This is a genomic window from Bradyrhizobium sp. BRP20, assembly GCF_020194215.1.
Classification (GTDB): domain Bacteria; phylum Pseudomonadota; class Alphaproteobacteria; order Rhizobiales; family Xanthobacteraceae; genus Bradyrhizobium; species Bradyrhizobium yuanmingense.
Window position 1 is genome coordinate 125,945 of record NZ_JADYVY010000001.1, and the last position, 23,128, is coordinate 149,072.

Sequence of the window (23,128 nt, forward strand, 5' to 3'; positions counted from 1 at the left end):
CACAGTGAATGATCAGGCCGAAGCGGGCGGAAACGCCTTGTGCATGGCGGCCACCGCCTCCTTGGTTTGCCCCTGAACGTAAGGCGCGAGCTCGTTCGGCAGCATGTCGATGATCCAGACGAGACGGCAGCTCGCCTCGCCCTCGGCAATGACCTGCACCGAGGCGCTGTAATGCCTCAGCCGCTCGTTGCTGATGGCATAGACGAGGCGCCGCCGCGTATCGTCGCAATCGACCAGCACCTCGCGCGCGACCGAGCCGTTGGCGAAGGTGACGATGCGCGCATCGCCATCGAGCGTGCACGCCGTGACGAAGCCCGCCACCAGCCGCCGATGCAGCGCGCCGAAATCGCGCACCGCGTCCCAGACGTCGCGCGCGGAGGCGGGGAGGGAGATGTCGTTGTGGATGGAGGCCATGATCTCTCCTGGAATGCGTAGGGTGGGCAAAGGCGCGCTCTTCGCGCGCCGTGCCCACCATTTATCGGGCATTGTCGCGAGCAATTGGTGGGCACGCTACGCTTTGCCCACCCTACGCGATCTCGCAATGACGGAGCGAGTGGCTAGCGCTCACGCGCAAACCGCCTCGACATTGTTACCATCAGGATCGATCAGGAACGCCGCGTAATAGGTCGGGCTGTAATCCCTGCGCGGGCCGGCGCCGCCATTGTCGCGGCCGCCGCTCCTGAGGCCTTCGCTGTGAAATGCCTTGACCGCATCATGATCCCCGGCGCGGAAGGCGATGTGGACGCCGTCGGCCTTGCGGCCCTTGTTCAGGTGCAGCCACAGCGCCGGCTCGCCCTTCGGCCCGAAGCCGGCATAACCGTCGCCGCTCGAGCACAGGACAAACCCGAGCGGCGCCAGCACCGCGCTGTAGAAGCGCGTGGCGGCGTCGAGGTCGGCAACGCGCAATCCGATGTGGTCGTACATGTTCGTCTCCATTGCGAAGAAGCGTGCCGCGAAGGGCACGCGCCGGAGACGACCCTAGTCAGTTGAGGGCAAGCTGCTCTTGGAGAATCTTGCGCTCCCCCTTCGACGCCTGCCGGAACTTGGTCGGCGACACGCCGGCGGCGCGATGGAAGGTGCGGACGAAATTGGAGAGATCGCCGAAGCCGACGTCATAGGCGATATCGGTGACGGCGATGTCCTCGTCAGCGAGCAGCCGTGCCGCGTGGCGCAGCCGGGAGCGCACCAGATATTGGTGCGGGGTGACACCGAGCACGGCCGAGAACAGCCGCAGGAAATGAAACGGGCTCAATCCCGCCTGCTTGGCTGCTTGCTCGAGGTCGAGCTCGGCATGCGAGTTATCGTCGATCCACAGCGCCGCCTCCACCGCGCGGCGGCGGTCGCGTGCGGTGGGAGTGGCCGGCTTGCGCGCTTTGCCCGAGACGGCGTCGACAAAACGGCCGGCCAGGATCTGGCCGATCTCGTCGAGGCCGAGATCGCTGTTGCCTTCTGCTGCCGTCTGGGCCAGCTCGCCCAGCACCATCAGCTCGGGCAGCGGCGGCGTTGCGCCGATCTGCCAGACCTCGCGCCGCCCGCCGAGGGCGTCGACCAGGTCCTCGCTGAAGAAGAAGCCGAGGCAGACGTCGCCGGACACGTGCTCATGCGTGCAGGTGTATTCCTCGCCGGGGGCGCCGATCAGCATCGAGCCCGCCACCAGCTCGAAGAAGCCGGCGCGGCAATGGCAGCCGAAGCTGCCGGAGCGCACATAGGCGATGGAATGGCCGGTGCGGCATTCCGCAAACGGCCTGTCGTCCGGTCCCGCATCGCAGCGAAACTCGGAAGCCGTGATCGAGGGCGTCGTCAGCAACGTGGTGGCGTGCATCCCGCGTATTTAGGTAGGCGCGCGGGGCGGAGCAACCGGCAGCAGCACCTCGAACAGCGTCTTGCTGGCGATGGGATGGGCCCCTTCCAGCGCCAGCAGCCGCCGCTTGGAGATCACGCCGCCATAGGGCGAGAGCCGGTCGGTGTAATTGCCAGCCTCCAGCACCCGGTGGCAGGGCACGATCAGCATGAAGGGATTTTTCGCAATCGCCTGCGCCACGGAATAGGACGCGCCGGTGGCGCCCAGCGCCCGGGCGACCTCGTGATAGGTGCGTGTCTCTCCGCGCGGAATGCTGCAGGTGTACTCGTAGACGCGCCGGTCGAAGCCGGGCACCCCGCCGGCGTCCAGGCTGACCTCGGAGAAGTCGGGATCGTGACCTTGCAGCAGGCCCGTGATGCCCTCGATCGCAAGCTCGGCGTTCTCGGACGGGCGCTGCTCTCGCGCCTCGGGATGGACCTGGAAAATCCGGCGGCGGGTGTCGATCTCCCGCGCCTCCGGCAATTGCACGGCGACCACGCCGGTGCCGCTCCAGATGATGCCGCAACGGCCGATGGCCGTATCGAATATCGCGTAAGCCCGCCCCACCATGCACACGCCCCACTCAGTGCACGTTTCTCCCCGGAGAAGCGATCATAACACCGCCACAATCCGGCGCACCTGGAATCTTATCAGGACGTTAACAACCGCCCCGCTGGTCGCGCCAAACCGCTTGGCGGCAGGCGCCGTCTCGGCTAATCAGGAGGGCGCGGCTTGCGCATCCGCGGGCGTAGTTCAATGGTAGAACGGCAGCTTCCCAAGCTGCATACGAGGGTTCGATTCCCTTCGCCCGCTCCAAGCTCCTGAAAAGATAGCATCGGCCGTATCCTATCCAGCAGTCGGAGCTAGGCGAACTGCAACTGGCCTCAAGGTGTTGGTCCATGTGGGCATCCGTCAAAAAGATTCTGGCGAAATCCAATCTCCTGAATCAGGCCCTGGGCGACGTCGTGTTTGAAACGCCTGAAATCAAAGGCGGATATCCACGCTCTTTCCTTCAATGGCGAGTCAAGAAGAGCGTTGAGGGTGACCAATATTTCGTCGCTCTCAGAATGCGCCCCGACGCCTATGCAGGCCCGGAAGGGGAGCCGGTCAACTATATGAACTTCGACATCGAAGCCGCGCAGCGCCTACGGTCCGATCTCGACCTTTGTATTCGCGAGTATCACCGGCTGGTGGGCGATGCCTCCGCGCAGGGGCGAGCAAGGGGCGAATGACGCCGCGCTCGCGAACAGGATCAAGATTCTAATATATTGGTCTTGGAGACCCCGCATTGGCCACTCGTTGGCTTAAACTCCCTCATGCTTTGGCGGGGTGCGGTCCTCCTGTCGGGCCATATTCGGATGAAACCCATGGACCAGCAAAAACTCGATCGCGCCATCGGTCGGCGCCTGAAGACGCTGCGGACGCAGGCCGGAATGACGTTGAACGAGCTTGCAGGCCGCTCCGGCGTCAGCCGGGCCATGATCGGGCGGGTGGAGCGGGCACAGAGCAGTGCGACGGCGGCGCTGCTCAACAAGCTCTGCGCGGCGCTCGACGTCACGCTCAGCGATGTCGTCGCGCTCGCCGAGAAGCCGCCGGAGCGCCTGGTGCGGCTGGCGGACCAGCCGCTCTGGCGCGACCCCGACAGCGGCTATCGCCGGCGGCACGCCTCGCCGCCGGATGCGGCCAGCGGCATCGAGATCATCGTGGTCGACCTTCCCGCCGGCGCGCGCGTCTCCTACAGCCCCTGGGGCCGCAACGCCTTCACCCAGCAGCTCCTGATGCTGGAGGGCGCCATCGCCGTGCATATCGACGCCAAGGCGGTGCGGCTGCGCGAGGGCGATTGTCTGGATTTCGACGTGATGCGCGCGGTGATCTTCGAGAACGAAACCAAGCAGGACGCGCGCTACGTCATCATCGTCAGGCGCGGCGCGTCCTACGGCAAGATGTGAGGGCAAAGCGTGGAGACGAGCACGATGCAGATCCGGACCGGCGACACCTATGATCCGCGCGTCGTCGCGCTGCTCGATCACCACGTTGCTGCTGCGCGGGCGCAGACGGCGCCGGGCAGTGCCCATGCGCTCGATCTCGCGGGCCTGCGTGCACCCGACGTCGCATTCTGGACCGGCTGGGACGGCGAGACGCTGGTCGCGACCGGCGCGCTGAAGACGCTTTCGGCTGGCCATGGCGAGGTCAAGTCGATGCACACGCTGCAGACCGCGCGCCGGCGCGGCTATGGCGGCCAGATGCTGCGCCACATCATCGCGGAAGCCCGCGCGCGCGACATGACGCGGCTCAGCCTCGAGACCGGCTCGTGGGACTATTTCAAGCCGGCACACGCACTCTATCTGGCGCACGGTTTCGTCGCATGCGGCCCGTTCGAAGGTTATGTCGAGGATCCCAACAGCCTGTACCTGACGCTCGACTTGTCGGCGCCAGAGCGCGAATAGCTTAAGAGCGTGTCTCCTCGATCTTGTCGAGCACGCGCTCGGGGGCGATGTCCCGGGCCGCCTCCTGCAAGTCGCGCTCCGCGTCCGGCTTGACGTCGAGCCGCTCGGCGACCTGAGTGAGCAGGCGGGCCACCTTGGTCAGCTCGTGCTCGGCGAGCAGGCTGATCTGGAGATCGAGATCGGCGCGCTTGTCGGCCGCCGCGGTCATGCGGTTCTGCGAGATCAGCACGAAGGTGGAGAGGAAGATCGCCTCCACCGAGGCGATCATCGCCAGCATGACGAAGCTCTCGTCCCAGGCCGGAATTCCCGGAATCCAATGCAGGTTGGCGATGATCCAGAACCCGAACAAGGCGAGGTGCAGGTAGACGAAGATCATGCTGCCGGTGAAGGCCGTGATCGCGTCCGCGACCTTGTCCTGGCCGCGTGCCGCCTGCTGCTCACGGCGCCGCCGCGCCACCAGTGCCTGGATGTTGCGCTCGAGCGTCGGGCTCAGCCCCTCGCCGGAATCATGGGTGATGTCGTTATGCACGCCCCGGCAACGGTCCGCTCGCGGAGCCGTTCCTGTAAGGGGAAGCAAAAAGACCGATCCCCTCATCAAATGAGTTGCGTACCTCAAAACACCTCTGCTAGCCTTCAGCCATGGCCGAGACCTTGACCCCGACTGTGCTGACGCTGAAGGACATCGCCCGCGAGGCCGGTGTCAGCCTCGCCACGGTCGATCGCGTGCTGCACAACCGGCCGGGGGTCCGCCCGGATACGGTCCGGCGCGTCAAGGACGCCATTGCGCGCAATTCGTTCCAGCCGCATGTGGCGGCCGCCGAGCTCGCGCGCGGCCGGGCCCGCCGCTTCGCCTTCGTGATGCCGTCGGGCTCGAACCCGTTCATGCAGCAGATCGAGGCCTATCTCGGCGAGATGGCGGGCTGGCTGTCGGCCCGCCGCCTCAATGTCGAGATGATCGCAACCGACGTGTTCGAGCCCGCCGCGCTCGCGGCCTCGCTCGAGGCGCTGTCCGGCGACTATGACGGCGTCGCCGTGGTGGCGCTGGACCATCCGAGCGTCCGCGCCGCCATCAATGACCTCGTCGATGCCGGCGCCAAGGTCGTGACGCTGGTCTCGGATGTGCCGTCGTCGCGCCGCCACCATTATGTCGGCATCGACAACATCGCCGCGGGCCGCACCGCCGGCGCGCTGGTCGGGCGCCTGGTCGGCCAGAGGTCCGGCAAGGTCGCGATCATCGCGGGCTCGCAGGGCCTGCGCGATCATGCCGAGCGCATCTTCGGCTTCAACCAGGTGATGGCGTCGGAATTCCCCGATCTCAGCGTGCTGCCGGTGCTGGAAGGGCGCGACGAGGACGATCGTTCGGAGCAGCTGCTGGCGCGGCTGCTTGGCAAGCATGGCGACATCGTCGGCCTCTACAACGTCGGCGCCGGCACGCAGGGCGTCGCCAAAGCGCTGAACGACAAGGCCCAGAACGCGAAGGCATCCGGCGCGGCCGGGCGCGACAAGCAGGTGGTGTTCGTCGGGCACGACGTCACCGCGCTGACGCGCCGCTTGCTACTGCAGGGCGTGATGGATGCCGCGATCTCGCAGAACCCCGGACATGAAGCGCGCGCGGCCGTCCGCGTGCTGCTCGCGCTCGCCCGCGGCGAGCCGATCTTGAGTGAACAGGAGAAGATCCGGATCGACATCGTGATGCGGGACAATCTGCCCTAGCGGCAGGTGAACTTGGAAACGGGACCGCCAGCGGGGAAAAGCGACGCAAGATCGCTCTCCCGCGGCAGGCGAAAGGGAGGACGATTTGTATCTCGGGATCGACATCGGCACGTCCGGTGTGAAAGCGGTGCTCGTGAGCGAAGCCGGCGCGGTGACCGCGACGGCGGCGCGCGAGCTTGCGCTGTCGCACCCGGCGCCGCTGTGGTCCGAGCAGGATCCCGACGCCTGGGTCGATGCGGCCGTCGGCGCCGTCGACGATCTCGCCGCGCGCCATCCGCGCGAGGTTGCGCAGGTGCGCGGCATCGGGCTGTCGGGTCAGATGCACGGTGCGACGCTGCTTGGCGAGGACGGCCGGCCGCTGCGTCCGGCCATCCTCTGGAACGACGGCCGCTCGCAGGCCGAATGCGCCGCGCTGGAGCGGCGCTGTCCCTCGCTGCACGCGATTGCCGGCAATCTCGCGATGCCGGGCTTCACCGCGCCGAAGCTACTCTGGGTGGCACGGCACGAGCCGAAGATCTTCGACCGCGTGGCAAAGGTGCTGCTGCCGAAAGCCTATGTCCGCTATCGCCTCACCGGCGAGATGGTCGAGGACATGTCGGACGCGTCAGGCACGCTGTGGCTCGACGTCGGCCTGCGGCGCTGGTCCGCGCTGCTGCTGCATGCCACCGGGCTCGATCTGCACCACATGCCGCGCCTCGTCGAGGGCAGTGCGGTGAGCGCGGTGCTCGCGCCTGAATACGCGCAGCGCTGGGGCATGGCGAAAAATGTCGTGGTCGCGGGCGGCGCCGGCGACAATGCGGCCAGCGCGATCGGGCTCGGCGCCATCGCGCCGGGCGATGCCTTCCTGTCGCTGGGAACGTCGGGTGTCCTGTTCCGCGTCACCGATCGCTTCGCCCCCGCGCCGGCTTCGGCGGTGCATGCCTTCTGCCACGCGCTGCCCGGCCTCTGGCACCAGATGGGCGTGATGCTGTCGGCCGCAGCTTCGCTCGCCTGGCTGGCCGGCGTGATGGAGACGCCGGCCGCAGCGCTCCTGGCGCCGCTCGGCGAGCGCGTCGATGCACCTGGCACGGTCCAGTTCCTGCCTTATCTCGACGGCGAGCGCACGCCGCACAACGATGCCGCCGCCAGCGGTGCCTTCGTCGGTCTGCGCGGCGCGACCGGGCGCTCAGAGATCGTGCAGGCAGTGCTCGAAGGCGTCGCCTTTGCCGCGCGCGACAATCTGGCGGCGCTGAGCACAGCCAGCGGGCCGATCGGCGAGGTCGATCTCGTCGGCGGCGGCTCGCGCTCGCCGCTATGGGCGCAGATCTGCGCCGACGTGCTCGGCATGCCCGTCCACCGCGTCGAGGAAGGCGAGGTCGGCGCCGCGCTTGGCGCTGCGCGGCTCGGCCGGCTCGCCGCGACCGGCGAGAACCCCGCGGACGTCTGCACGCGCCCGCGCAGGCTCGCAAGCTTCACACCCCGCCCGTCCGTCGCTGCGGCCTATGACGAGGCCTATCGGCGATGGCGCGCGCTTTATCCCGCATTGAAGGAGCCTTAAGTGAACGCGCCAGCCAAATTCTTCGATGCAAGTGTACCCGTCGCCTTCGGCGGCAAGGAGGCCGAAGGTGCGCCCGCCTTCCGCTGGTACGACAAGGACCGCCTGGTGCATGGCCGCCGGCTCGAGGATCACTTGCGCTTTGCGGTCTGCTATTGGCATTCGTTCTGCTGGCCGGGTGGCGATCCCTTCGGCGGCGAGACCTTCCTGCGGCCTTGGCACCACGGCACCGACGCGATGGCGATGGCTCGCGCCAAGGCCGATGCCGCCTTCGAGCTGTTCCGCCTGCTGGACGTCCCCTTCTTCACCTTCCACGACGTCGATGCGGCGCCGGAGGGCGCTTCGCTCGCCGAGTCCGTCGCCAACCTCAACGCCATCGCCGATCTGTTCGAGCAGAAGATGGCATCGAGCAAGGTCCGCCTGCTCTGGGGCACTGCGAACCTGTTCACGCACCGCCGCTACATGGCGGGCGCGGCCACCAATCCGGACCCTGACATCTTCACCTATGCCGCCGGCCAGGTCCGTGCTGCACTGGAGGTGACTCACCGGCTCGGTGGGCAGAACTACGTGCTGTGGGGCGGACGCGAGGGCTACGAGACGCTGCTCAACACCGATCTCAAGCGCGAGCTCGACCAGCTCGGCCGCTTCGTCTCGCTCGTCGTCGAGCACAAGCACAAAATCGGCTTCAAGGGCCCGCTGCTGATCGAGCCGAAGCCGAAGGAGCCGACCAAGCATCAATATGATTTCGACGTCGCCACCTGCTACGGTTTCCTCGAACGCTACGACCTGCTCAAGGACGTCAAGCTCAACATCGAGCAGAACCACGCCATCCTCGCCGGCCATTCCTTCCATCACGAGGTCGCGCTGGCCGAGGCGCTCGGCGTGTTCGGCTCGCTCGACATCAACCGCGGCGACGATCTGCTCGGTTGGGACACCGACCAGTTCGCGATGAACGTGCCGGAGCTGGCGCTGGTGTTCCACGAGATCCTAAACCGCGGCGGCTTCACCACGGGCGGGCTCAATTTCGATGCCAAGATCCGCCGTCAGTCGATCGATCCCGATGATCTCATCCATGCCCATGTCGGCTCGATGGATGCCTGTGCGCGGGCCTTCCTCGCCGCCGCCGACATGCTCGACGCCGGCACGCTGAGTGCGCCGCTCGCAAAACGTTACGAGGGCTGGGCGAGCCCGGAGGGCCGCGCCATTCTCGGCGGCCAGCGCTCGCTCGCCGATCTCGCCGACCGTGCGATGTCTCCCGGGTTCGATCCGCAGCCGCGCTCGGGCCGGCAGGAATATCTGGAATCCCTGGTCAACCGCTATGTCTGAGGAAACGCCGCTGATGACGAAGACTGACGCGACGCCGGTGCTCGAGCTCACCGGCATCGGCAAGGAGTTCGGCGCGATCCGCGCGCTGCACGATGTCGATATGCAGGTCTGGCCCGGCGAAGTGGTCGGCCTGATGGGTGACAACGGCGCCGGCAAGTCGACGCTGGTGAAGATCATCGCCGGCAATTTCCGCCCCACGCATGGCGAGATGCGCTTTGCCGGCAGCGCGGTGCATTTCAACCGGCCGGTCGATGCCCGCGCCGTCGGCATCGAGGTCGTCTACCAGGACCTCGCGCTCGCCGACAATCTCACGGCGGCCGCCAACGTCTTTCTCGGCCGCGAGCTGAAGCGCAGGTTCGGACCCATTGCCTTGCTCGACCACAAGGCGATGGCGTCGCGCGCGCTCGAGCTGTTCGGCGAGCTGCGCTCGGAGACGCGACCCGACGATCTCGTCAGACAGATGTCGGGCGGCCAGCGCCAGGCGGTCGCGATCGCGCGCACCCGGCTGTCCAATGCGCGGCTGGTGATGATGGACGAGCCGACCGCCGCGATCTCGGTGCGCCAGGTCGAGCAGGTGCTCGGCCTGATCCACCGGCTCAAGGAGCAGGGCGTCGCCGTGATGCTGATCTCGCACCGCATGCCCGACGTGTTCGCCGTATGCGACCGCGTCGTCGTCATGCGGCGCGGCGAGAAGCGCGCCGACAAGTCGATTCACCAGACCTCCCCCGAGGAGGTCACCGCCCTCATCACCGGTGCGAAGGAGGCGGCGTGATGGCCATGCCCTTGGAATCCCCGATCAGCTTCACCAATGTCGGCAAGATCAGGTGGTGGCAGCGCGGCATCTTCGCCTCGCAGACCGGCTACGTCCTGCTCGCGCTGGCGGTGCTGCTGGTGATCATGCATTTCGCCAGCCCCTATTTCTTCACCCAGGGCAACATGCAGAACGTGGCGAAGAACTTTTCCTTCATCGCCATCGCGACGCTCGGCGTCACCTTCGTGATCATCACCGGCGGCATCGACCTGTCGGTGGGATCGATGATGTGCTTCTCCGCCATGATCACCTCGATGGTGATGACCGAGCTGTCGGCGCCCGGCTCGCCGCTGGTGCACATGGCGGCCGACGGCAAGACCGTGCTCGCCAATGTTCCGGGGCTGATCCTGCTCGTCTCGATCCTCGCCGGCCTCGGCGCCGCGCTGATTGCCGGCCTCGTCAACGGCTTCTGCATCGCCGTGCTCGGCCTGTCACCCTTCGTCACCACGCTCGGCATGCTCTCGATCGTGCGCGGGCTCGGCTATGTCGTCTCCAACGGACGCGGCAGCTTCCCGGGCGGGCCGGACGCCGATTATTTCTATGCGCTCACGTCCGGTGACGTGCTCGGCGTGCCGGCGCCGTTCATCTATCTCGTGATCCTGGCGCTGACCATGGCCGTGGTGCTGCACCACACCTCGTTCGGCCGCCACGTCTTCGCGCTCGGCGGCAACGAGAAGGCGGCCGAGCTCACCGGCATTCCGGTGGTGCGGGTGAAGATCGAGGTCTACGTGATCTGCGCGCTCGCCGCGGGCCTGCAGGGCATCATCATCTCCGGCTGGCTCGGATCGGCGCCGGCCAACATGGCGATGTCCTACGAGCTCAACGTGATCGCGGCGGCCGTGATCGGCGGTGCCAATCTCGCCGGCGGCATCGGCGGCCCGCTCGGGGCCATCGTCGGCTGCGTGCTGCTGGAGGTGATCCGCAACGGCCTCGTGCTGGCCCAGGTCAGCTCGTACTGGCAGCAGACGTTGGTCGGCGTGATCATCATTCTGGCTGTGCTGGTCGACCGCGTCCGCTCGCGGATGACCTGAAATGACGACATCTCGGGAAGGCAAGGAAAACGTCGCCTATCCGCTTCCCGGGGGCTTTCGAGGGGATAGGCACCAACAAGAGTGGAGGAGACAATGAGGAAACTGCTTCTTGCCGGCATCGCGGTTGCGATGATGGCGACGCCGGCATTTGCTGCGAACTACCGCTTCGTCATCGTGCCGAAGGCGATGAACAATCCGTTCTTCGATTTTTCGCGCGACGGCTGCCTGAAGCGCGCCAAGGAGCTCGGCAACATCGAGTGCATCTACAAGGGACCGGTCGAGCATGAGCCGGCGAACCAGGCCCAGATCATCCAGGACTTCATCACGCAGAAGGTCGACGGTCTCGCCATCTCGGTCGCGGACGTCGCGGCCATGACCAAGTCGATCGAGGCGGCGACCGCCGCCGGCATTCCGGTCATCACCTTCGATGCCGACGCGCCGGGCTCCAAGCGCATCGCCTATATCGGCACCAACAACAAGGAGTTCGGCCTGGCCCTCGGCAAGGAATTGCTGAAATTGCGGCCTGACGGCGGCAAATACGCGATGGTCTCCGGCGGTCCCGGCGCAAAGAACCTGGCCGAGCGTGTCGACGGCGTGCGCGAGGCGCTGAAGGGCTCGAAATGGACCGAGGTCGCGGGTTCGCCGAGCTTCTGCAACGACGATCCCGCGCTCGCGGTCCAGCAGATGACGGACATGCGCACCGCAACGCCGGATCTCGCCGCCATCGTTCCGATCGGCGGCTGGCCGATGTTCGCGCCCGAAGGTTTCAAGGCCTTCGCCAGCAGGAACAAGAAGGACATCGATTCCGGCAAGTTCACGCTGGTCGTCGCCGATACGCTGAAGATGCAGCTCGAGCTGCTGCGTGACGGCTATGCCAATGCGCTGGTCGGCCAGCGTCCGTTCGAGATGGGCGAGAAGGCGATGGACACGCTGCTCGCCATCAAGAAGGGCGAGAAGGTGCCGGAGATCGTCTACACCGGCCTCGATCTCGTCACCAAGGACAACGTCGCGAAGATGTTGAAGTAGGAGCGCTGCCCAGCCCCGCGCTTCTGCATGCCTCTCCCGCTTGCGGTTTCCGCAAGCGGGAGAGATGATTTGGAATGGACGACGACTGCTGGAAGGCGATGGGAATGAAAAGGTCGCGGCTCGGCGCTCTCGATGTCACCTCGATCGGCCTCGGTTCAGCCCCGCTCGGCGGATTGTTCTCGCCCGTCAGCGATGCGGATGCGCAAGCGACGATTGAACGCGCCTGGTCGCTCGGTGTCCGATTCTTCGACACCGCCCCGCTTTACGGCTTCGGCCTCGCGGAGCGGCGGCTGGGCGCCTTCCTGCGGCAACAGAGGCGCGACTCCTACGCCATCTCGACCAAGGTCGGCCGCCTGCTGCGCGCACCGGACAATGCTGCGCCGGAGGACGAGCACTACAAGGGCACGCCGCGCGAGCGGCCGGTGTTCGATTTCAGCTATGACGGCGTGATGCGGTCGGTGGAGGAGAGCCTGCAGCGCCTCGGCCTCGACCGCGTCGACGTCCTGCTCGTGCATGATCCCGACGATCACTATGACGATGCCGTCACCGGCGCCTTCCGCGCGCTCCAGCGCCTGCGCGAGGACGGCACGGTGAAGGCGATCGGCGCCGGCATGAACCAGTCGGGGATGCTGGCTCGCTTCGCCGAGGCCGTGCCGGTCGACTGCTTCCTGCTCGCCGGCCGCTACACGCTGCTCGACCAGGGCGCACTGGATGCGCTGTTTCCGCTGTGCCAGGCCAGCAATATCGGCATCCTGCTCGGCGGCATCTACAACAGCGGCATCCTGGCCAATCCGCGGGCCAGCGCGAAATTCAACTATCAGGATGCTGATGCTGCGCTCGTGGCACGCGCGCTGGAGCTCGACGAACTTTGCCGCGGGCACGGCACCGAGCTGAAAGCCGCCGCGCTGCAATTCTGCATGGCCCATCCGGCGGTGACGGTCGCCGTGATGGGCGCGCGCAATGCCGCCGAGGTCGCCGACAACATCGCGATGTCTGAGAAGGCGGTGCCGCCGGCATTCTGGCAGGAGCTGCGGGCACGAAAGCTGGTCGATACGCGCGCGCCGCTTCCTGGCGGAGGTTGAGGCATGATCGTCGATGCACACCAGCATTTCTGGGATCCGGCGCGCGCCGATTATCCCTGGATGGAAGGGGACGAGCTGGCGCCGATCCGCCGTGCCTTCGGCCCGGCCGATCTCGCGCCGCTGCTACAGGCGAACGGCATCGAGGCCAGTATCGTGGTGCAATGCCGCTCCGCGCTGGAGGAGACCGAGGAGTTTCTGCGTATCGCGGCCGCAACGCCCTCGGTGGTCGGCGTGGTCGGCTGGGCCGATCTCACCGATGCGGCGCTCGGCGAGACGCTCGACCGGCTGCGCGCTCTGCCTGGTGGCGACAAGCTGGTCGGCATCCGCCACCAGGTCCACGACGAGCTCGATGCGGATTGGCTGCTGCGCGAGGACGTCCAGCGCGGACTCACGGCCGTGTTCGCCCACGATCTCGCTTACGATTTCCTTGTCCGCAGCCGCGAGCTGCCCGCGGCGGTCGCAACCGCGCAGGCCTTTCCGCACGCGCGTTTCGTGCTGGATCACGCCGCCAAGCCGCCGATTGCCGCCGGCGGGAGCGCGGAATGGACCGAGCGCATCGCAGCGCTGGCTGCCTGCGGCAATGTCTGGTGCAAGATCTCGGGATTGGCGACCGAGGCGGTCTGGGACGACTGGAATGCAGAACGGCTGTTTCCGTTCGTGGAGCACGCCGCGAAATGTTTCGGCGAAGACCGGCTGATCTTCGGATCGGATTGGCCCGTATGCCTGCTCGCGGGAAGCTACGGCGAGATCAAGACCGCGCTGGAGACCTGCCTGGCGAGGCTCGGCCCGCGCGTGCGGGGCAAGGCTTTCGGCGTGAATGCCAAGGCTGTGTATCGCTTGGGTTAATCTGCAGTGGATGTGCGCTCTTACCCTCTCCCCTTGTGGGAGAGGGTGGCTCGCCGCGAAGCGGCGAGACGGGTGAGGGGTCTCTCTCCGCGAGCTCGCGTGTGGATAGATACCCCTCATCCGGCGCTTCGCGCCACCTTCTCCCACAAGGGGAGAAGGAAAAGGCGACGGGGCCCGCCTCGCTACTCCGACATCGGCTTGTCGGAGATGTCCCAGTCTTTCCCGGTGAAGGTGGAGATGAACAGCGTCTTCATCGGTGTGTAGTCCTCGGGCGTGTAGCTGTAGGTGACGCCATCGAGGAAATACGGCGAGTGGAAACCTTGCAGGTTCGATGCCTGCTTCAGCACGTTGGCGCGGGTGAGCTCGTTGCCGCAGCGGCGCAGGATCTCGGCCATGGTGGCGGCCTGCCCATAGCCGGCGAAGGCGATGGTGTTGTCGGGATCGATCGCCGGCGTGTACTTCTTGCGCAGCTCCTCGAACGCCATCACGTCCGGGTCCTTCTCCCATTTGGGCAGGCCGACCTCCTTGTTGTAGCGGATCGCGACGATGCCGGTGGCGTTCTCGAGCCCCGCGGCATTGAGGATCGAGCGGCCCGTGGATCCGGCGGACAGGAGGTGCAGCGGCTTCCAGCCGAGCTCGGCCACTTTCCGGATCGACTGCGACGAGGCCTTGCCGGTCGAGATGTTGTAGAAGACGTCGGCTCCGGACTTGGAGAGATTGATGAGCTGGGAATCGACGGTCGGCTCGGTGAGATCGTAGGTCTGCTCCATGATCACTTGCGCGGTGCCGCCGGCGTCAGCCAGCACCTTCTTGAAGGGACCGAGGAAGTCGCGGCCGAAATCGTCGTTCTGGTAGAGGATGCCGATCTTCGCGTTCGGCTTCACGCTGACGACGTGGCGCGCGAGGATGCGCGCCTCGGTCGGATAGAGCGGCAGGCCCGCCATCGTCCACTTGAACTCTTTCGGATTATTCCACTTCGACGCGCCGGTGTTGAGCAGGAGCTGCGGCACGCCCTTGGAGTTCAGGTATTTGTGCACGGCGGTCTGCGGTGCGGTGCCGAGCGAGCCGTACAGCGCGAGCACTTCTTCCTGCTCGACTAGGCGCCGCGTCGCCTCGACGCATTTCGGCGCGCTGTAGGCGTCGTCCATGGTGAGGAACTTGACCTTGCGCCCGTTGATGCCGCCCTTCTCGTTCAGCATCTGGAAATAGGCTTCGCCGACGCGGCCGAGCACGCCGTAGAGCGAGCCGGGGCCGGAATGCGGCACGGTCTGACCGATCTTGATCTCGGTGTCGCTGGCACCCGCATCGTATTTCTTCTCCACGGCCCAGACGTAGGGCGCGGGCAATGTCGATGCGGCGATGGTGGCGAGCGCGCCGGCGCTGAAATCGCGCCGCGATGGATTCTTGGTCATTGTTGTTTTCTCCCTGATGCGCGCATTGTGCTGACATCGCAGCTCGGCTCGCAAGTGGGAAGTCGCAGCTTTGCGACGCAATGACGCTCAAATCGCCAGGCGTTAGCGCCTAGACTCAAGTTTTCTCGGCGACGACGACGAGGCCACGCACCGGCTCGTTGTTCTCGTTGCGTGGCGAGGCCGGCTCCAGCGTCAGCAGCTTCATCCCGGCCTTCGCGATGGCGCCGCGCACATATTCCGCGGAATGGGCATAACGCAGGCCATCGCCGAGCACGATGCCGTTGCCGTCATGCGTCTCCAGAGTGAAGGCGAGCACGCCGCTGGATACGAGCACGCGCCTGACTTCGCTCAGCACCGGTGCGAGATCGGAGAGATAGACGAACGCATCGGCGGCCACGACGAGGTTCGCGCTGGCATCCAGCTTGCCGCGCAGGCCCTCGATCATGTCGGCGACTTCGAGCTCGGCATAGAGGTTGGTCGCCCGCGCCTCTTTGATCATGCCGGGCGACAGATCGATGCCAATGAAATGATCGACCTGCTTGGCGAAGGCGGCAGCCGCGAGCCCGGTGCCGCAACCGAGATCGATGGTGCGCTTGAAGTAGGCCGGCTTCTTGGCGGCGACGCGTGCCGCGAGCACCGCCTTGAAGATCAGCGCAGGGGCGCGATAGCCGAGATCGTTGATCAGCGCGTGCTCGAACCGCGGCGCGTATTGGTCGAACAAGGCCTGCACATAGGCCTTGGGCATCTCCGCCAGCTCGGTATCGCCGAGCCGCATCAGGTGCAGGCCGGCGCCGTGCTGATCCTCAGGGTCGCACCGCCGTGCTTCACGGAAGGCCGCGATGGCCTTGTCGCGCTCGCCGAGTTGCTGACGGATTTCGCCGAGCGTGAACCAGGCCGAGGTGAAATCAGGTGCGAGCTCGATCGCCTGCTCCAGGAGGTCTGCGGCGGCGGGCAGGTCGCCCTTGAGCTGGAGATCGCGCGCGAACTCGAAGCGGCGGTCGGCCATGAGATCGCCGGAGGTCAGGAACAGGCGGAGCGGCATCGAGGAACCAGAAAACGAAATGGGTAAGTGACTCGAAGATGTAATGGTTCGACTTATATAACAGGCATGCGCCCCAAAGACATCCTGCTGCCAAATGCTGCCGGCCTGTGCTGCAAGCCCGGCGGCTTCCATATCGACCCCGTCCGCCCCGTGGAGCGGGCCGTGATCACCCACGGCCATTCCGACCATGCCCGTGCGGGCCATGGCGCGGTGCTGGCGACGCAGGAAACGCTGGACATGATGCGGCTGCGTTACGGCGAGAACTTCGCCGGTTCGACCCAGGCCATCCGCTATGGCGAGGAGATCCGGCTCGGCGACGTCAAGATCAAGTTTCACCCGGCCGGCCACGTGCTGGGATCGGCGCAGGTCGCCGTCTCGTGCAAGGACACCTGCATCGTCGCCTCCGGTGACTACAAGGACGCGCCGGACCCGACCTGCGCGCCATTCGAGCTGGTGCCTTGCGATGTCTTCATCACCGAGGCGACGTTCGGCCTGCCGGTCTTCAGGCATGGCGATGCGAGCGACGAGGTCAAGAAGCTGCTGGCTTCGGTCGCGCTGTTTCCGGAGCGCGCGCATCTCGTCGGCGCCTACTCGCTCGGCAAGGCGCAGCGCGTGATCAAGCTGCTGCGTCTGGCCGGCTATGACGCGCCGATCTACCTGCATGGCGCGATGGAGACGATTACGCATTACTATCAGAGCCGCGGGATCGACCTCGGCGAGCTCAAACCAGTGAAGGGCATGAAGAAGGCGGCGCTCGCCGGCACCATCACGCTGGCGCCGCCCTCAGCCACCTCCGATCTCTGGACGCGGCGCTTTCCCGATCCGGTCACCGCCTTCGCCTCCGGCTGGATGCGCGTGCGCGCCCGGGCGCGGCAGCGCGGCGTCGAGCTGCCGCTGGTGATCTCCGATCATGCCGACTGGGACGGCCTCACCGCGACCATCGCGGCGACCGGCGCCGGAGAGATCTGGGTCACTCACGGCCAGGAAGATGCGCTGGTGCATTGGTGCCGGAGCAAAGGCCTGAAGGCACGGCCGCTCGACCTCGTCGGCTATGGCGACGAGGAGGAGAGCGAGACGCCGATTCAAGCCGAGGCCGAAGCATGAACCGCTTCGCCGAGCTGCTCGACCGCCTCGCCTATGAGCCCGGCCGCAACAACAAGCTGCGGCTGATCACCGGTTATTTCCGCGAGGTCGACGACCCCGACCGCGGCTATGCGCTGGCTGCGCTGACCGGCGCACTCAGCTTCAAGCACGCCAAGCCCGCGCTGATCCGCGACCTCATCGCAGCACGCACGGACGAGGTGCTGTTCGGGCTGAGCTACGACTATGTCGGCGATCTCTCCGAGACGGTGGCGCTGATGTGGCCGAAGGCCGCGCTCGCCGCCCACAACAACCCGCCGCCACCGAGCCTCACCGAGGTCGTTACCACGCTGCGCACGCTGGGCAAGACCGAGCTGCCCAAGCAGCTCGAGCGCTGGCTCGACGAGTTAGATGAGACCGGGCGCTGGGCGCTGCTGAAGCTCGTCACCGGGAGCTTGCGGATCGGCATCTCCGCGCGCCTTGCCAAGACTGCGGCCGCAGCGCTCGGCGACAAGGACCCACACGAGATCGAGCTGATCTGGCCGGGGCTCGTCCCGCCCTATCTCGACCTGTTCGCCTGGCTGGAAGGCCGCGGCGACAAGCCCGTCAATCGCGATCCCGCGCCGTTCCGGCCGGTGATGCTGGCGCATGCGATCGAGGACAACGATTTCGCCGCGCTCGATCCCGCCGACTACATCGCCGAATGGAAATGGGACGGCATCCGCGTGCAGGCGGTGGCCGGGCGCGACGAGCGCGGCCATATCACCGCGCGGCTCTATTCGCGCACCGGCGAGGACATCACGGGAAGCTTTCCGGATCTCGTGCCGTCGCTGCGCCTGCCGGGCGCAATCGACGGCGAGCTCTTGATCCTGCGCGAGGGCCGGGTGCAGAGCTTCAACGTTCTGCAGCAGCGCCTCAACCGCAAGGTCGTGTCGCCGAAGCTGATCAAGGAGTTTCCGATTCACCTGCGCGCCTACGATCTGCTCGGCGACGACGAGAACGATCTGCGCGAGCTGCCTTTTGCCGAGCGGCGCGAGCGGCTGGAGCGATTCATCGTCAAGCTCGACGATCCCCGCATCGATCTCTCGCCCACCGTGCCCTTCGATAGCTGGGAAGCACTGACCGCCGCGCGGGCCGATCCCGCCAGCGCCGGCGCCGGCGAGGATGCGGACGCCGTCGAAGGCGTCATGCTGAAGCGGCGCGATGCGCCTTATCTGCCGGGGCGGCCGAAGGGGCAATGGTGGAAGTGGAAGCGCGACCCGCACGTCATCGACGCCGTCCTGATGTATGCGCAGCGCGGCCACGGCAAGCGCTCGTCCTATTATTCCGACTACACCTTCGGCGTCTGGACCGAGACCGAGAATGGCGAGGAGCTGGTGCCGGTCGGGAAAGCCTATTTCGGCTTCACCGACGAGGAGCTCTTGCAGATCGACCGCTTCGTCCGCCGCAACACCACGGAAAAGTTCGGCCCCGTGCGTCATGTCGTGCATGAGGGCGACAAGGGGCTGGTGCTGGAGGTCGCTTTCGAAGGATTGCAGCGCTCGCCCCGGCACAAATCCGGCGTCGCCATGCGTTTCCCCCGCATCAGCCGCCTGCGCTGGGACAAGCCGCCGCGCGAGGCCGACCGGCTGGAAACGCTGGAGAAGATGCTGAAGGCCGAGGCAGCGGAGATCGAGGTGTGAACTGTTGCCACGAGGACGGTGCGCTCCCTCTTCCGCCCGAATTAAACTCCCGTAACCCGATTGACGGCCCCTTGCGGGTTCCCCATGTCCCCCGCCGTGCCTATAATGGGGTCGAATCCCCGCGAGGAGTTTGCGATGGTCCAAGACGTCAGAGATTTGCCGGCCGGCCGCAGCGACGGCCTGCACCGCTTTCTCGGCGGCTCGCCGCTGGCGGTCGCGTTCCGCCTGGTGCTGCTCTCGATCCTGGTCGGCGTCGTGCTGGCGACGATCGGCTTCGACCCCTGGAACATCATCCACAGCATTCGCCTGTTGTTCCAGCGGCTGTGGGACCTCGGCTTCGATGCGGTGAACTGGCTGTGGCGCTACTTCCTGCTTGGTGCGGTCATCGTGATTCCGATCTGGCTGCTGTCGCGCGTGTTCGGCGCGCCGCGCGGCCGGTAAGGATCGGATTGAGGGAGTGCGCAGCCGATGCAACTGCGTTTCGTCGGCTGCGGTGATGCCTTCGGTTCCGGCGGCAGGCTCAACACCTGCTTCCACGTCTCGGGGCGCAAAGCGAACTTCCTGATCGACTGCGGCGCGTCGGCGCTGCCGGCGCTGAAGCGGCTCGAGATCGATCGGGGCGACATCGACCTGATCCTGATCACGCATTTCCATGGTGACCATTTTGCCGGCCTGCCGTTCGTTCTGCTCGACGCGCAATTCTCGCGGCGAACGCGGCCGCTGACGATCGCGGGCCCGCAAGGCATCGACAGGCGGCTGCGCGAGGTGATGGAGGCGCTGTTCGAGCATTCCTCGAACACCAAGCGGCGCTTCGAGCTGAACGTGGTCGAGCTCGCGCCCGGGCAAAGCCAAAGCTTCGGCGCGGTGAATGTGACGCCCTATCCGGTCGTGCACGGCGAATCAGGCGGACCGTTCCTCGCCTATCGCATCGCGGCCGAGGGCCGCACGCTCGCCTACACCGCCGATACCGAATGGACGGAGACGCTCATTCCGCTGGCGCATGGCGCGGACCTTTTCATCGCCGAAGCCTATATGTACGAGAAGGTGGTCAAGAATCACCTCAGCCTGAAGACCTTGGAACAGCATCTGCCCGACATCGGCGCCAAGCGGCTCGTCCTCACCCATATGAGTGACGACATGCTGTCGCGCCTGGGCGAGGTCGAGCACCTCGCCGCCGAAGACGGCATGGTGCTCGTGTTCTGAAAGATGCACGCACCCGTCCATCACCGCGTCGGTAGCCGGCAGGTCTTCGCCATTGCAGGTCCGGCGATGGTCGCGAACCTCACGACGCCGCTGATCGGCGTGGTCTCGACCACCGCGATCGGGCGGCTCGACGATGCCGCGCTGCTCGGCGGCGTCGCGATGGCCTCCGTCATCTTCGACTGCCTGTTCTGGTTGTTCGGCTTCCTGCGCATGAGCACGCTCGCCTTCACCGCGCAGGCGCTCGGCGCGGGCGAGACGCGCGAGCAGACCGTGATCCTGGTGCGCGGTTTCATCGTCGCCGGCCTGATCGGTGCGGCGCTGATCGTGCTGCAGCTGCCGCTGGCAGGCGCACTGTTCGACCTGATGGGCGGCAGCGAGGGCGTGACGCAGGCCGCAAAGACCTATTTCATGATCAGGATCTGGTCCTCGCCCTTCGCCTTCGCCAATTACGTCATCCTCGGCTGGCTGGTGGGGCAGGCCCGCGCCAATCCGGCCCTTGCGCTCCAGGTCGTCATCAACCTCATCAACATGGTGGCGACGATCCTGCTGGTGCTGGTCTACGACACCGGCATTGCCGGCGCGGCGATCGCCGCGCTTCTGTCCGAGACGATCGGCTTCATGCTCGGCGTGATCGTGTGCAGGCGCCATGCACTCGGCGGTTTTGCCATACCTCGCGCAACGCTGTTCGATCGCGACAAGCTGATGCGGCTCCTGGCGGTGAATACCGACATCCTGATCCGCACCGCGGCGCTGATCGCCGTGTTCCTGTTCTTCACCGCCAAGGGCGCGCGGGCCGGCGACGTCACGCTGGCCGCGAACTCCGTGCTCAACAATTTCCTCCTGGTCAGCGCCTTCTTCCTCGACGGCCTTGCCAATGCGGCCCAGCAGCTTTGCGGCCGCGCCTTTGGCGGCCGCGACGCCAAGGGATTTGCGGATTCGACCAGGCTGGTGCTGCTCTGGGGGCTCGGCTTCGCAATTGTCGTCGCCGTGCTGTTCGCCGCGTTCGGCCCTCACATTATCGACGTCATGACGGCGAGCGAGGACGTCCGCCGCGCGGCGCGCGAGTTCCTGCCCTTCATCGTGCTGGCGCCGCTCCCCGGCGTGTTCGCCTTCGGTTTCGACGGCATCTATGTCGGCGCGACCTGGGCGCGGGAGATGCGCAATCTGATGCTGCTCTCGCTCGCGATCTTCTTCGCCGCCTGGCTGGCGCTGCAATCGTTCGGCAATACCGGCCTGTGGAGTGCGCTGATCGCGTTCTACGTCGCGCGCGGCGGCTTGCAGGGCGCGAGGTATCCGGCGCTGTATCGCGCGACGTTCGTGAAGCCGTAGAAGAACCGTAGCCCGGATGGGGCGCAGCGTAATCCGGGGGCTTTGTCCATGCCGATAGCTTCCCGGATTGCGCTGCGCTCCATCCGGGCTACGAAGTCTGCGCAGGCGGGGAGAGGCGAAGAGCTACATCCCCGGCCAGTCTTCCGCCGTCAGCGTCGCCGCATCGGCGCCGACGATCTCCGACAGCGAATCCCGCCCTGTCCGCAGCAATGTCGAGGTCAGGTCGCGCTTGATCTCGTCGACGAGGCCGAGGCCCTTGTAGACCAGCGAGGAATAGAGCTGGATCAAACTGGCTCCGGCGCGGATCTTGGTCAGCGCGGCGCCGCCCGAATCCACGCCGCCGACGCCGATCAGCGGGAATGCGCCCTCGACGCGCACATAGGTTTCCGCGACCATGCGCGTCGACAGGCGGAACAGCGGCCGGCCGGACAGGCCGCCTTGCTCCTTCGCCCGCGTCTCTTCACGCAACGTGCTCGGCCGCGCGACCGTGGTGTTCGACACGATCATGCCGTCGACCCGGCGCGAGCGCGCGACCTGCACGACATCGTCGAGCTGGGCGAGGCTTAAATCCGGCGCGATCTTGAGCAGCACGGGCGTGTCGCCGGCCTTCTGCCTGACACGCTCGCGGGCCTCGATCACGCGCGCGAGCAGATCGTCGAGCAGCGCGCCTTCCTGAAGGTTGCGCAGGCCCGGCGTGTTCGGCGAGGAGACGTTGACGGTGAAATAGCTCGCCACCGGCGCGAAGGTCTCGATGAGCTTGACGTAGTCGCCGACGCGGTCCGGCGAATCCTTGTTGGCGCCGACATTGACGCCGACGATGCCGCCGTGCTGCGCGCGCGCGGCAAGCCGGCGCAGAGCCGCCTCCGCGCCGTCATTGTTGAAGCCCATGCGGTTGATGATCGCCTCGTCGCGCTCGAGACGGAAGAGCCGCGGCCGCGGATTGCCGGCTTGCGGCTTCGGCGTCACCGAGCCGATCTCGACGAAACCGAAGCCGAGCCGCAGCAGCGCGTCCGGCACCTCGGCGCTCTTGTCGAACCCCGCGGCCATGCCGATCGGATTGGGAAAGTTCAGCCCGAAGGCGCGCACCGCGAGCTTGGGATCATCGGCGCGCGGCTTGACCGGCGGCAGGAAGCGTAGGCCCTGGATCGCGAGGCGATGCGCGTCCTCGGGATCGAGCCAGCGCAGCACCGGCAGCGAAAAGGCGTCGAACGCGCGGATCACGGCAACAGCTCCGGAACATCGTGACTGCCGTCAGAGCGCATGTTGAGGTTCATCACCGCCAGGACCGCGCCGAGATCGAGCTCGCCATAGAGATGCGGGAAGAGCTCGTCATTGCGCGAGCGTTCCCAGCGCAACTCGCTGCCGAGCGCGTCGCCATCGACCTCGACCAGGAACAGCGCGCGCTGCCCGAAATAGTGCTTGCGCAGGGTCTCGGGAACCTGGGCCGCGGTCGAGAAATGGATGAACCCGTCGCGCGCGTCATCTGCGCTGCCCCGGTAGACACCCTGCCGTTCCGCCTCGCGCCAGGCCGAGGCCGGACAGATTTTGTAGATCTTGACCACCGCTACCGCAGCCTTGTTTGTTCTTTGAGTCTCTTGGGTTTTTTCGCTTTTCGCGGGTCCTCGAAACCCGGGCGCGACCGTAAAGCCCGCCCCTTCCGAACTCAAGGCTTAGAGCCTTTTCCGCGCCGATGAAATCGGCTCGGGGCTCCAGATTCCCGTTTT

At 66.3% G+C, this 23,128-nt stretch carries 25 protein-coding genes and 1 tRNA gene; 17 read left to right on the forward strand and 9 right to left on the reverse strand.

The annotated features are described in order from the left end of the window. Positions 1 to 12 precede the first annotated feature (12 nt). The 4 genes from I6F33_RS00575 to I6F33_RS00590 form a co-directional block, all read right to left on the reverse strand. Positions 13 to 414: an SRPBCC family protein gene (locus I6F33_RS00575; protein WP_225140684.1), complete on the reverse strand. Its 402-nt coding sequence runs from the start codon at positions 412 to 414 to the stop codon at positions 13 to 15. Positions 415 to 564: 150 nt separating this feature from the next. Further along, positions 565 to 924: a VOC family protein gene (locus I6F33_RS00580; RefSeq protein WP_225140686.1), complete on the reverse strand. Its 360-nt coding sequence runs from the start codon at positions 922 to 924 to the stop codon at positions 565 to 567. Positions 925 to 982: 58 nt separating this feature from the next. Further along, a complete protein-coding gene (locus I6F33_RS00585) occupies positions 983 to 1,822 on the reverse strand; it encodes a helix-turn-helix domain-containing protein (RefSeq protein ID WP_036020435.1) in 840 nt (279 codons plus the stop codon). A gap of 9 nt (positions 1,823 to 1,831) precedes the next feature. Continuing rightward, on the reverse strand, positions 1,832 to 2,410 hold the full coding sequence (locus tag I6F33_RS00590; RefSeq protein ID WP_225140688.1) for a methylated-DNA--[protein]-cysteine S-methyltransferase: 579 nt from the start codon (positions 2,408 to 2,410) through the stop codon (positions 1,832 to 1,834). Between the two features lie 172 nt (positions 2,411 to 2,582). Between I6F33_RS00590 and I6F33_RS00595 the strand changes: the two genes are divergently transcribed. The 4 genes from I6F33_RS00595 (at position 2,583) to I6F33_RS00610 (ending at position 4,287) form a co-directional block, all read left to right on the forward strand. Further along, a tRNA-Gly gene (locus I6F33_RS00595) sits at positions 2,583 to 2,656 on the forward strand. Between the two features lie 83 nt (positions 2,657 to 2,739). Beyond that, a complete protein-coding gene (locus tag I6F33_RS00600; RefSeq protein ID WP_035996388.1) occupies positions 2,740 to 3,072 on the forward strand; it encodes a hypothetical protein in 333 nt (110 codons plus the stop codon). Between the two features lie 135 nt (positions 3,073 to 3,207). Continuing rightward, the gene (locus tag I6F33_RS00605) at positions 3,208 to 3,789 is read left to right on the forward strand and encodes a helix-turn-helix domain-containing protein (protein WP_074447667.1); all 582 of its coding nucleotides are present in this window, start codon (positions 3,208 to 3,210) and stop codon (positions 3,787 to 3,789) included. A gap of 24 nt (positions 3,790 to 3,813) precedes the next feature. Further along, on the forward strand, positions 3,814 to 4,287 hold the full coding sequence (locus I6F33_RS00610) for a GNAT family N-acetyltransferase (RefSeq protein ID WP_225128494.1): 474 nt from the start codon (positions 3,814 to 3,816) through the stop codon (positions 4,285 to 4,287). A gap of 1 nt (position 4,288) precedes the next feature. Here I6F33_RS00610 and I6F33_RS00615 read toward each other — a convergent pair whose 3' ends face one another. Next, positions 4,289 to 4,816: a DUF1003 domain-containing protein gene (locus I6F33_RS00615; RefSeq protein WP_109142190.1), complete on the reverse strand. Its 528-nt coding sequence runs from the start codon at positions 4,814 to 4,816 to the stop codon at positions 4,289 to 4,291. Positions 4,817 to 4,926: 110 nt separating this feature from the next. Between I6F33_RS00615 and I6F33_RS00620 the strand changes: the two genes are divergently transcribed. The 8 genes from I6F33_RS00620 to I6F33_RS00655 all read left to right on the forward strand — a co-directional run bounded on the left by I6F33_RS00620 (position 4,927) and on the right by I6F33_RS00655 (position 13,656). Beyond that, positions 4,927 to 6,000 carry a LacI family DNA-binding transcriptional regulator gene (locus I6F33_RS00620; protein WP_225140690.1) on the forward strand — a complete coding sequence of 358 codons (1,074 nt, stop codon included), beginning with the start codon at positions 4,927 to 4,929 and terminating at the stop codon, positions 5,998 to 6,000. Between the two features lie 85 nt (positions 6,001 to 6,085). After that, a complete protein-coding gene (gene xylB, locus I6F33_RS00625; protein ID WP_225140692.1) occupies positions 6,086 to 7,537 on the forward strand; it encodes a xylulokinase in 1,452 nt (483 codons plus the stop codon). Next, on the forward strand, positions 7,538 to 8,860 hold the full coding sequence (xylA, locus tag I6F33_RS00630; RefSeq protein ID WP_225140694.1) for a xylose isomerase: 1,323 nt from the start codon (positions 7,538 to 7,540) through the stop codon (positions 8,858 to 8,860). A 13-nt stretch (positions 8,861 to 8,873) separates the two neighbouring features. After that, positions 8,874 to 9,632: an ATP-binding cassette domain-containing protein gene (locus tag I6F33_RS00635; protein WP_109145592.1), complete on the forward strand. Its 759-nt coding sequence runs from the start codon at positions 8,874 to 8,876 to the stop codon at positions 9,630 to 9,632. Next, entirely contained in the window at positions 9,632 to 10,702 is a 1,071-nt protein-coding gene (locus I6F33_RS00640; RefSeq protein ID WP_192893049.1) for an ABC transporter permease, read from the forward strand. The genes I6F33_RS00635 and I6F33_RS00640 overlap by 1 nt, the downstream gene beginning before the upstream one ends. Positions 10,703 to 10,795: 93 nt before the next feature. Beyond that, positions 10,796 to 11,728 (forward strand): sugar-binding protein, encoded by a 933-nt coding sequence (locus tag I6F33_RS00645; protein WP_057028437.1) that lies wholly within the window; start codon positions 10,796 to 10,798, stop codon positions 11,726 to 11,728. A 104-nt stretch (positions 11,729 to 11,832) separates the two neighbouring features. After that, a complete protein-coding gene (locus I6F33_RS00650; RefSeq protein ID WP_225113049.1) occupies positions 11,833 to 12,810 on the forward strand; it encodes an aldo/keto reductase in 978 nt (325 codons plus the stop codon). Between the two features lie 3 nt (positions 12,811 to 12,813). Further along, positions 12,814 to 13,656, forward strand: coding sequence for an amidohydrolase (locus I6F33_RS00655; RefSeq protein WP_109142195.1), 843 nt, complete (start codon positions 12,814 to 12,816; stop codon positions 13,654 to 13,656). A gap of 182 nt (positions 13,657 to 13,838) precedes the next feature. Here I6F33_RS00655 and I6F33_RS00660 read toward each other — a convergent pair whose 3' ends face one another. Then, complete coding sequence (locus I6F33_RS00660) at positions 13,839 to 15,068, reverse strand: ABC transporter substrate-binding protein (RefSeq protein ID WP_225140696.1); 1,230 nt, start codon at positions 15,066 to 15,068, stop codon at positions 13,839 to 13,841. A gap of 115 nt (positions 15,069 to 15,183) precedes the next feature. Next, positions 15,184 to 16,110, reverse strand: a complete 927-nt coding sequence (locus tag I6F33_RS00665) for a class I SAM-dependent methyltransferase (protein ID WP_225140697.1) — start codon at positions 16,108 to 16,110, stop codon at positions 15,184 to 15,186. A 66-nt stretch (positions 16,111 to 16,176) separates the two neighbouring features. On the opposite strand from I6F33_RS00665, the gene I6F33_RS00670 reads away from it, so the two are divergent. The 5 genes from I6F33_RS00670 (at position 16,177) to I6F33_RS00690 (ending at position 21,404) form a co-directional block, all read left to right on the forward strand. After that, a complete protein-coding gene (locus I6F33_RS00670; protein WP_225140698.1) occupies positions 16,177 to 17,214 on the forward strand; it encodes a ligase-associated DNA damage response exonuclease in 1,038 nt (345 codons plus the stop codon). Further along, positions 17,211 to 18,872: an ATP-dependent DNA ligase gene (locus I6F33_RS00675; protein ID WP_225140699.1), complete on the forward strand. Its 1,662-nt coding sequence runs from the start codon at positions 17,211 to 17,213 to the stop codon at positions 18,870 to 18,872. Before I6F33_RS00670 ends, I6F33_RS00675 begins: the two co-directional genes overlap by 4 nt. A gap of 135 nt (positions 18,873 to 19,007) precedes the next feature. Next, a complete protein-coding gene (locus I6F33_RS00680) occupies positions 19,008 to 19,313 on the forward strand; it encodes a DUF6460 domain-containing protein (RefSeq protein WP_035996474.1) in 306 nt (101 codons plus the stop codon). Positions 19,314 to 19,340: 27 nt separating this feature from the next. Then, positions 19,341 to 20,075: an MBL fold metallo-hydrolase gene (locus tag I6F33_RS00685; protein WP_225140700.1), complete on the forward strand. Its 735-nt coding sequence runs from the start codon at positions 19,341 to 19,343 to the stop codon at positions 20,073 to 20,075. A 3-nt stretch (positions 20,076 to 20,078) separates the two neighbouring features. Further along, positions 20,079 to 21,404 carry an MATE family efflux transporter gene (locus tag I6F33_RS00690; RefSeq protein ID WP_225140701.1) on the forward strand — a complete coding sequence of 442 codons (1,326 nt, stop codon included), beginning with the start codon at positions 20,079 to 20,081 and terminating at the stop codon, positions 21,402 to 21,404. A gap of 123 nt (positions 21,405 to 21,527) precedes the next feature. On the opposite strand, the gene I6F33_RS00695 is transcribed toward I6F33_RS00690, so the two are convergent. Together I6F33_RS00695 and I6F33_RS00700 are read right to left on the reverse strand one after the other, a co-directional pair. After that, entirely contained in the window at positions 21,528 to 22,625 is a 1,098-nt protein-coding gene (locus tag I6F33_RS00695) for a quinone-dependent dihydroorotate dehydrogenase (protein WP_035996478.1), read from the reverse strand. Further along, entirely contained in the window at positions 22,622 to 22,966 is a 345-nt protein-coding gene (locus I6F33_RS00700; RefSeq protein ID WP_035996479.1) for a DUF952 domain-containing protein, read from the reverse strand. Before I6F33_RS00700 ends, I6F33_RS00695 begins: the two co-directional genes overlap by 4 nt. Positions 22,967 to 23,128: the final 162 nt, after the last annotated feature.

Excerpts from the sequence above, each read along its gene's own strand:
- I6F33_RS00620 (WP_225140690.1), top strand. The coding sequence starts at position 4,927 with ATGGCCGAGACCTTGACCCCGACTGTGCTGACGCTGAAGGACATCGCC.
- I6F33_RS00585 (WP_036020435.1), bottom strand. The coding sequence starts at position 1,822 with ATGCACGCCACCACGTTGCTGACGACGCCCTCGATCACGGCTTCCGAG.
- I6F33_RS00645 (WP_057028437.1), top strand. The coding sequence starts at position 10,796 with ATGAGGAAACTGCTTCTTGCCGGCATCGCGGTTGCGATGATGGCGACG.
- I6F33_RS00665 (WP_225140697.1), bottom strand. The coding sequence starts at position 16,110 with ATGCCGCTCCGCCTGTTCCTGACCTCCGGCGATCTCATGGCCGACCGC.
- I6F33_RS00605 (WP_074447667.1), top strand. The coding sequence starts at position 3,208 with ATGGACCAGCAAAAACTCGATCGCGCCATCGGTCGGCGCCTGAAGACG.
- I6F33_RS00580 (WP_225140686.1), bottom strand. The coding sequence starts at position 924 with ATGTACGACCACATCGGATTGCGCGTTGCCGACCTCGACGCCGCCACG.
- I6F33_RS00685 (WP_225140700.1), top strand. The coding sequence starts at position 19,341 with ATGCAACTGCGTTTCGTCGGCTGCGGTGATGCCTTCGGTTCCGGCGGC.
- I6F33_RS00670 (WP_225140698.1), top strand. The coding sequence starts at position 16,177 with ATGCGCCCCAAAGACATCCTGCTGCCAAATGCTGCCGGCCTGTGCTGC.
- I6F33_RS00690 (WP_225140701.1), top strand. The coding sequence starts at position 20,079 with ATGCACGCACCCGTCCATCACCGCGTCGGTAGCCGGCAGGTCTTCGCC.
- I6F33_RS00655 (WP_109142195.1), top strand. The coding sequence starts at position 12,814 with ATGATCGTCGATGCACACCAGCATTTCTGGGATCCGGCGCGCGCCGAT.
- I6F33_RS00680 (WP_035996474.1), top strand. The coding sequence starts at position 19,008 with ATGGTCCAAGACGTCAGAGATTTGCCGGCCGGCCGCAGCGACGGCCTG.
- I6F33_RS00590 (WP_225140688.1), bottom strand. The coding sequence starts at position 2,410 with ATGGTGGGGCGGGCTTACGCGATATTCGATACGGCCATCGGCCGTTGC.
- I6F33_RS00675 (WP_225140699.1), top strand. The coding sequence starts at position 17,211 with ATGAACCGCTTCGCCGAGCTGCTCGACCGCCTCGCCTATGAGCCCGGC.
- I6F33_RS00610 (WP_225128494.1), top strand. The coding sequence starts at position 3,814 with ATGCAGATCCGGACCGGCGACACCTATGATCCGCGCGTCGTCGCGCTG.
- I6F33_RS00575 (WP_225140684.1), bottom strand. The coding sequence starts at position 414 with ATGGCCTCCATCCACAACGACATCTCCCTCCCCGCCTCCGCGCGCGAC.
- I6F33_RS00650 (WP_225113049.1), top strand. The coding sequence starts at position 11,833 with ATGAAAAGGTCGCGGCTCGGCGCTCTCGATGTCACCTCGATCGGCCTC.
- I6F33_RS00635 (WP_109145592.1), top strand. The coding sequence starts at position 8,874 with ATGACGAAGACTGACGCGACGCCGGTGCTCGAGCTCACCGGCATCGGC.
- I6F33_RS00640 (WP_192893049.1), top strand. The coding sequence starts at position 9,632 with ATGGCCATGCCCTTGGAATCCCCGATCAGCTTCACCAATGTCGGCAAG.
- I6F33_RS00660 (WP_225140696.1), bottom strand. The coding sequence starts at position 15,068 with ATGACCAAGAATCCATCGCGGCGCGATTTCAGCGCCGGCGCGCTCGCC.
- I6F33_RS00600 (WP_035996388.1), top strand. The coding sequence starts at position 2,740 with ATGTGGGCATCCGTCAAAAAGATTCTGGCGAAATCCAATCTCCTGAAT.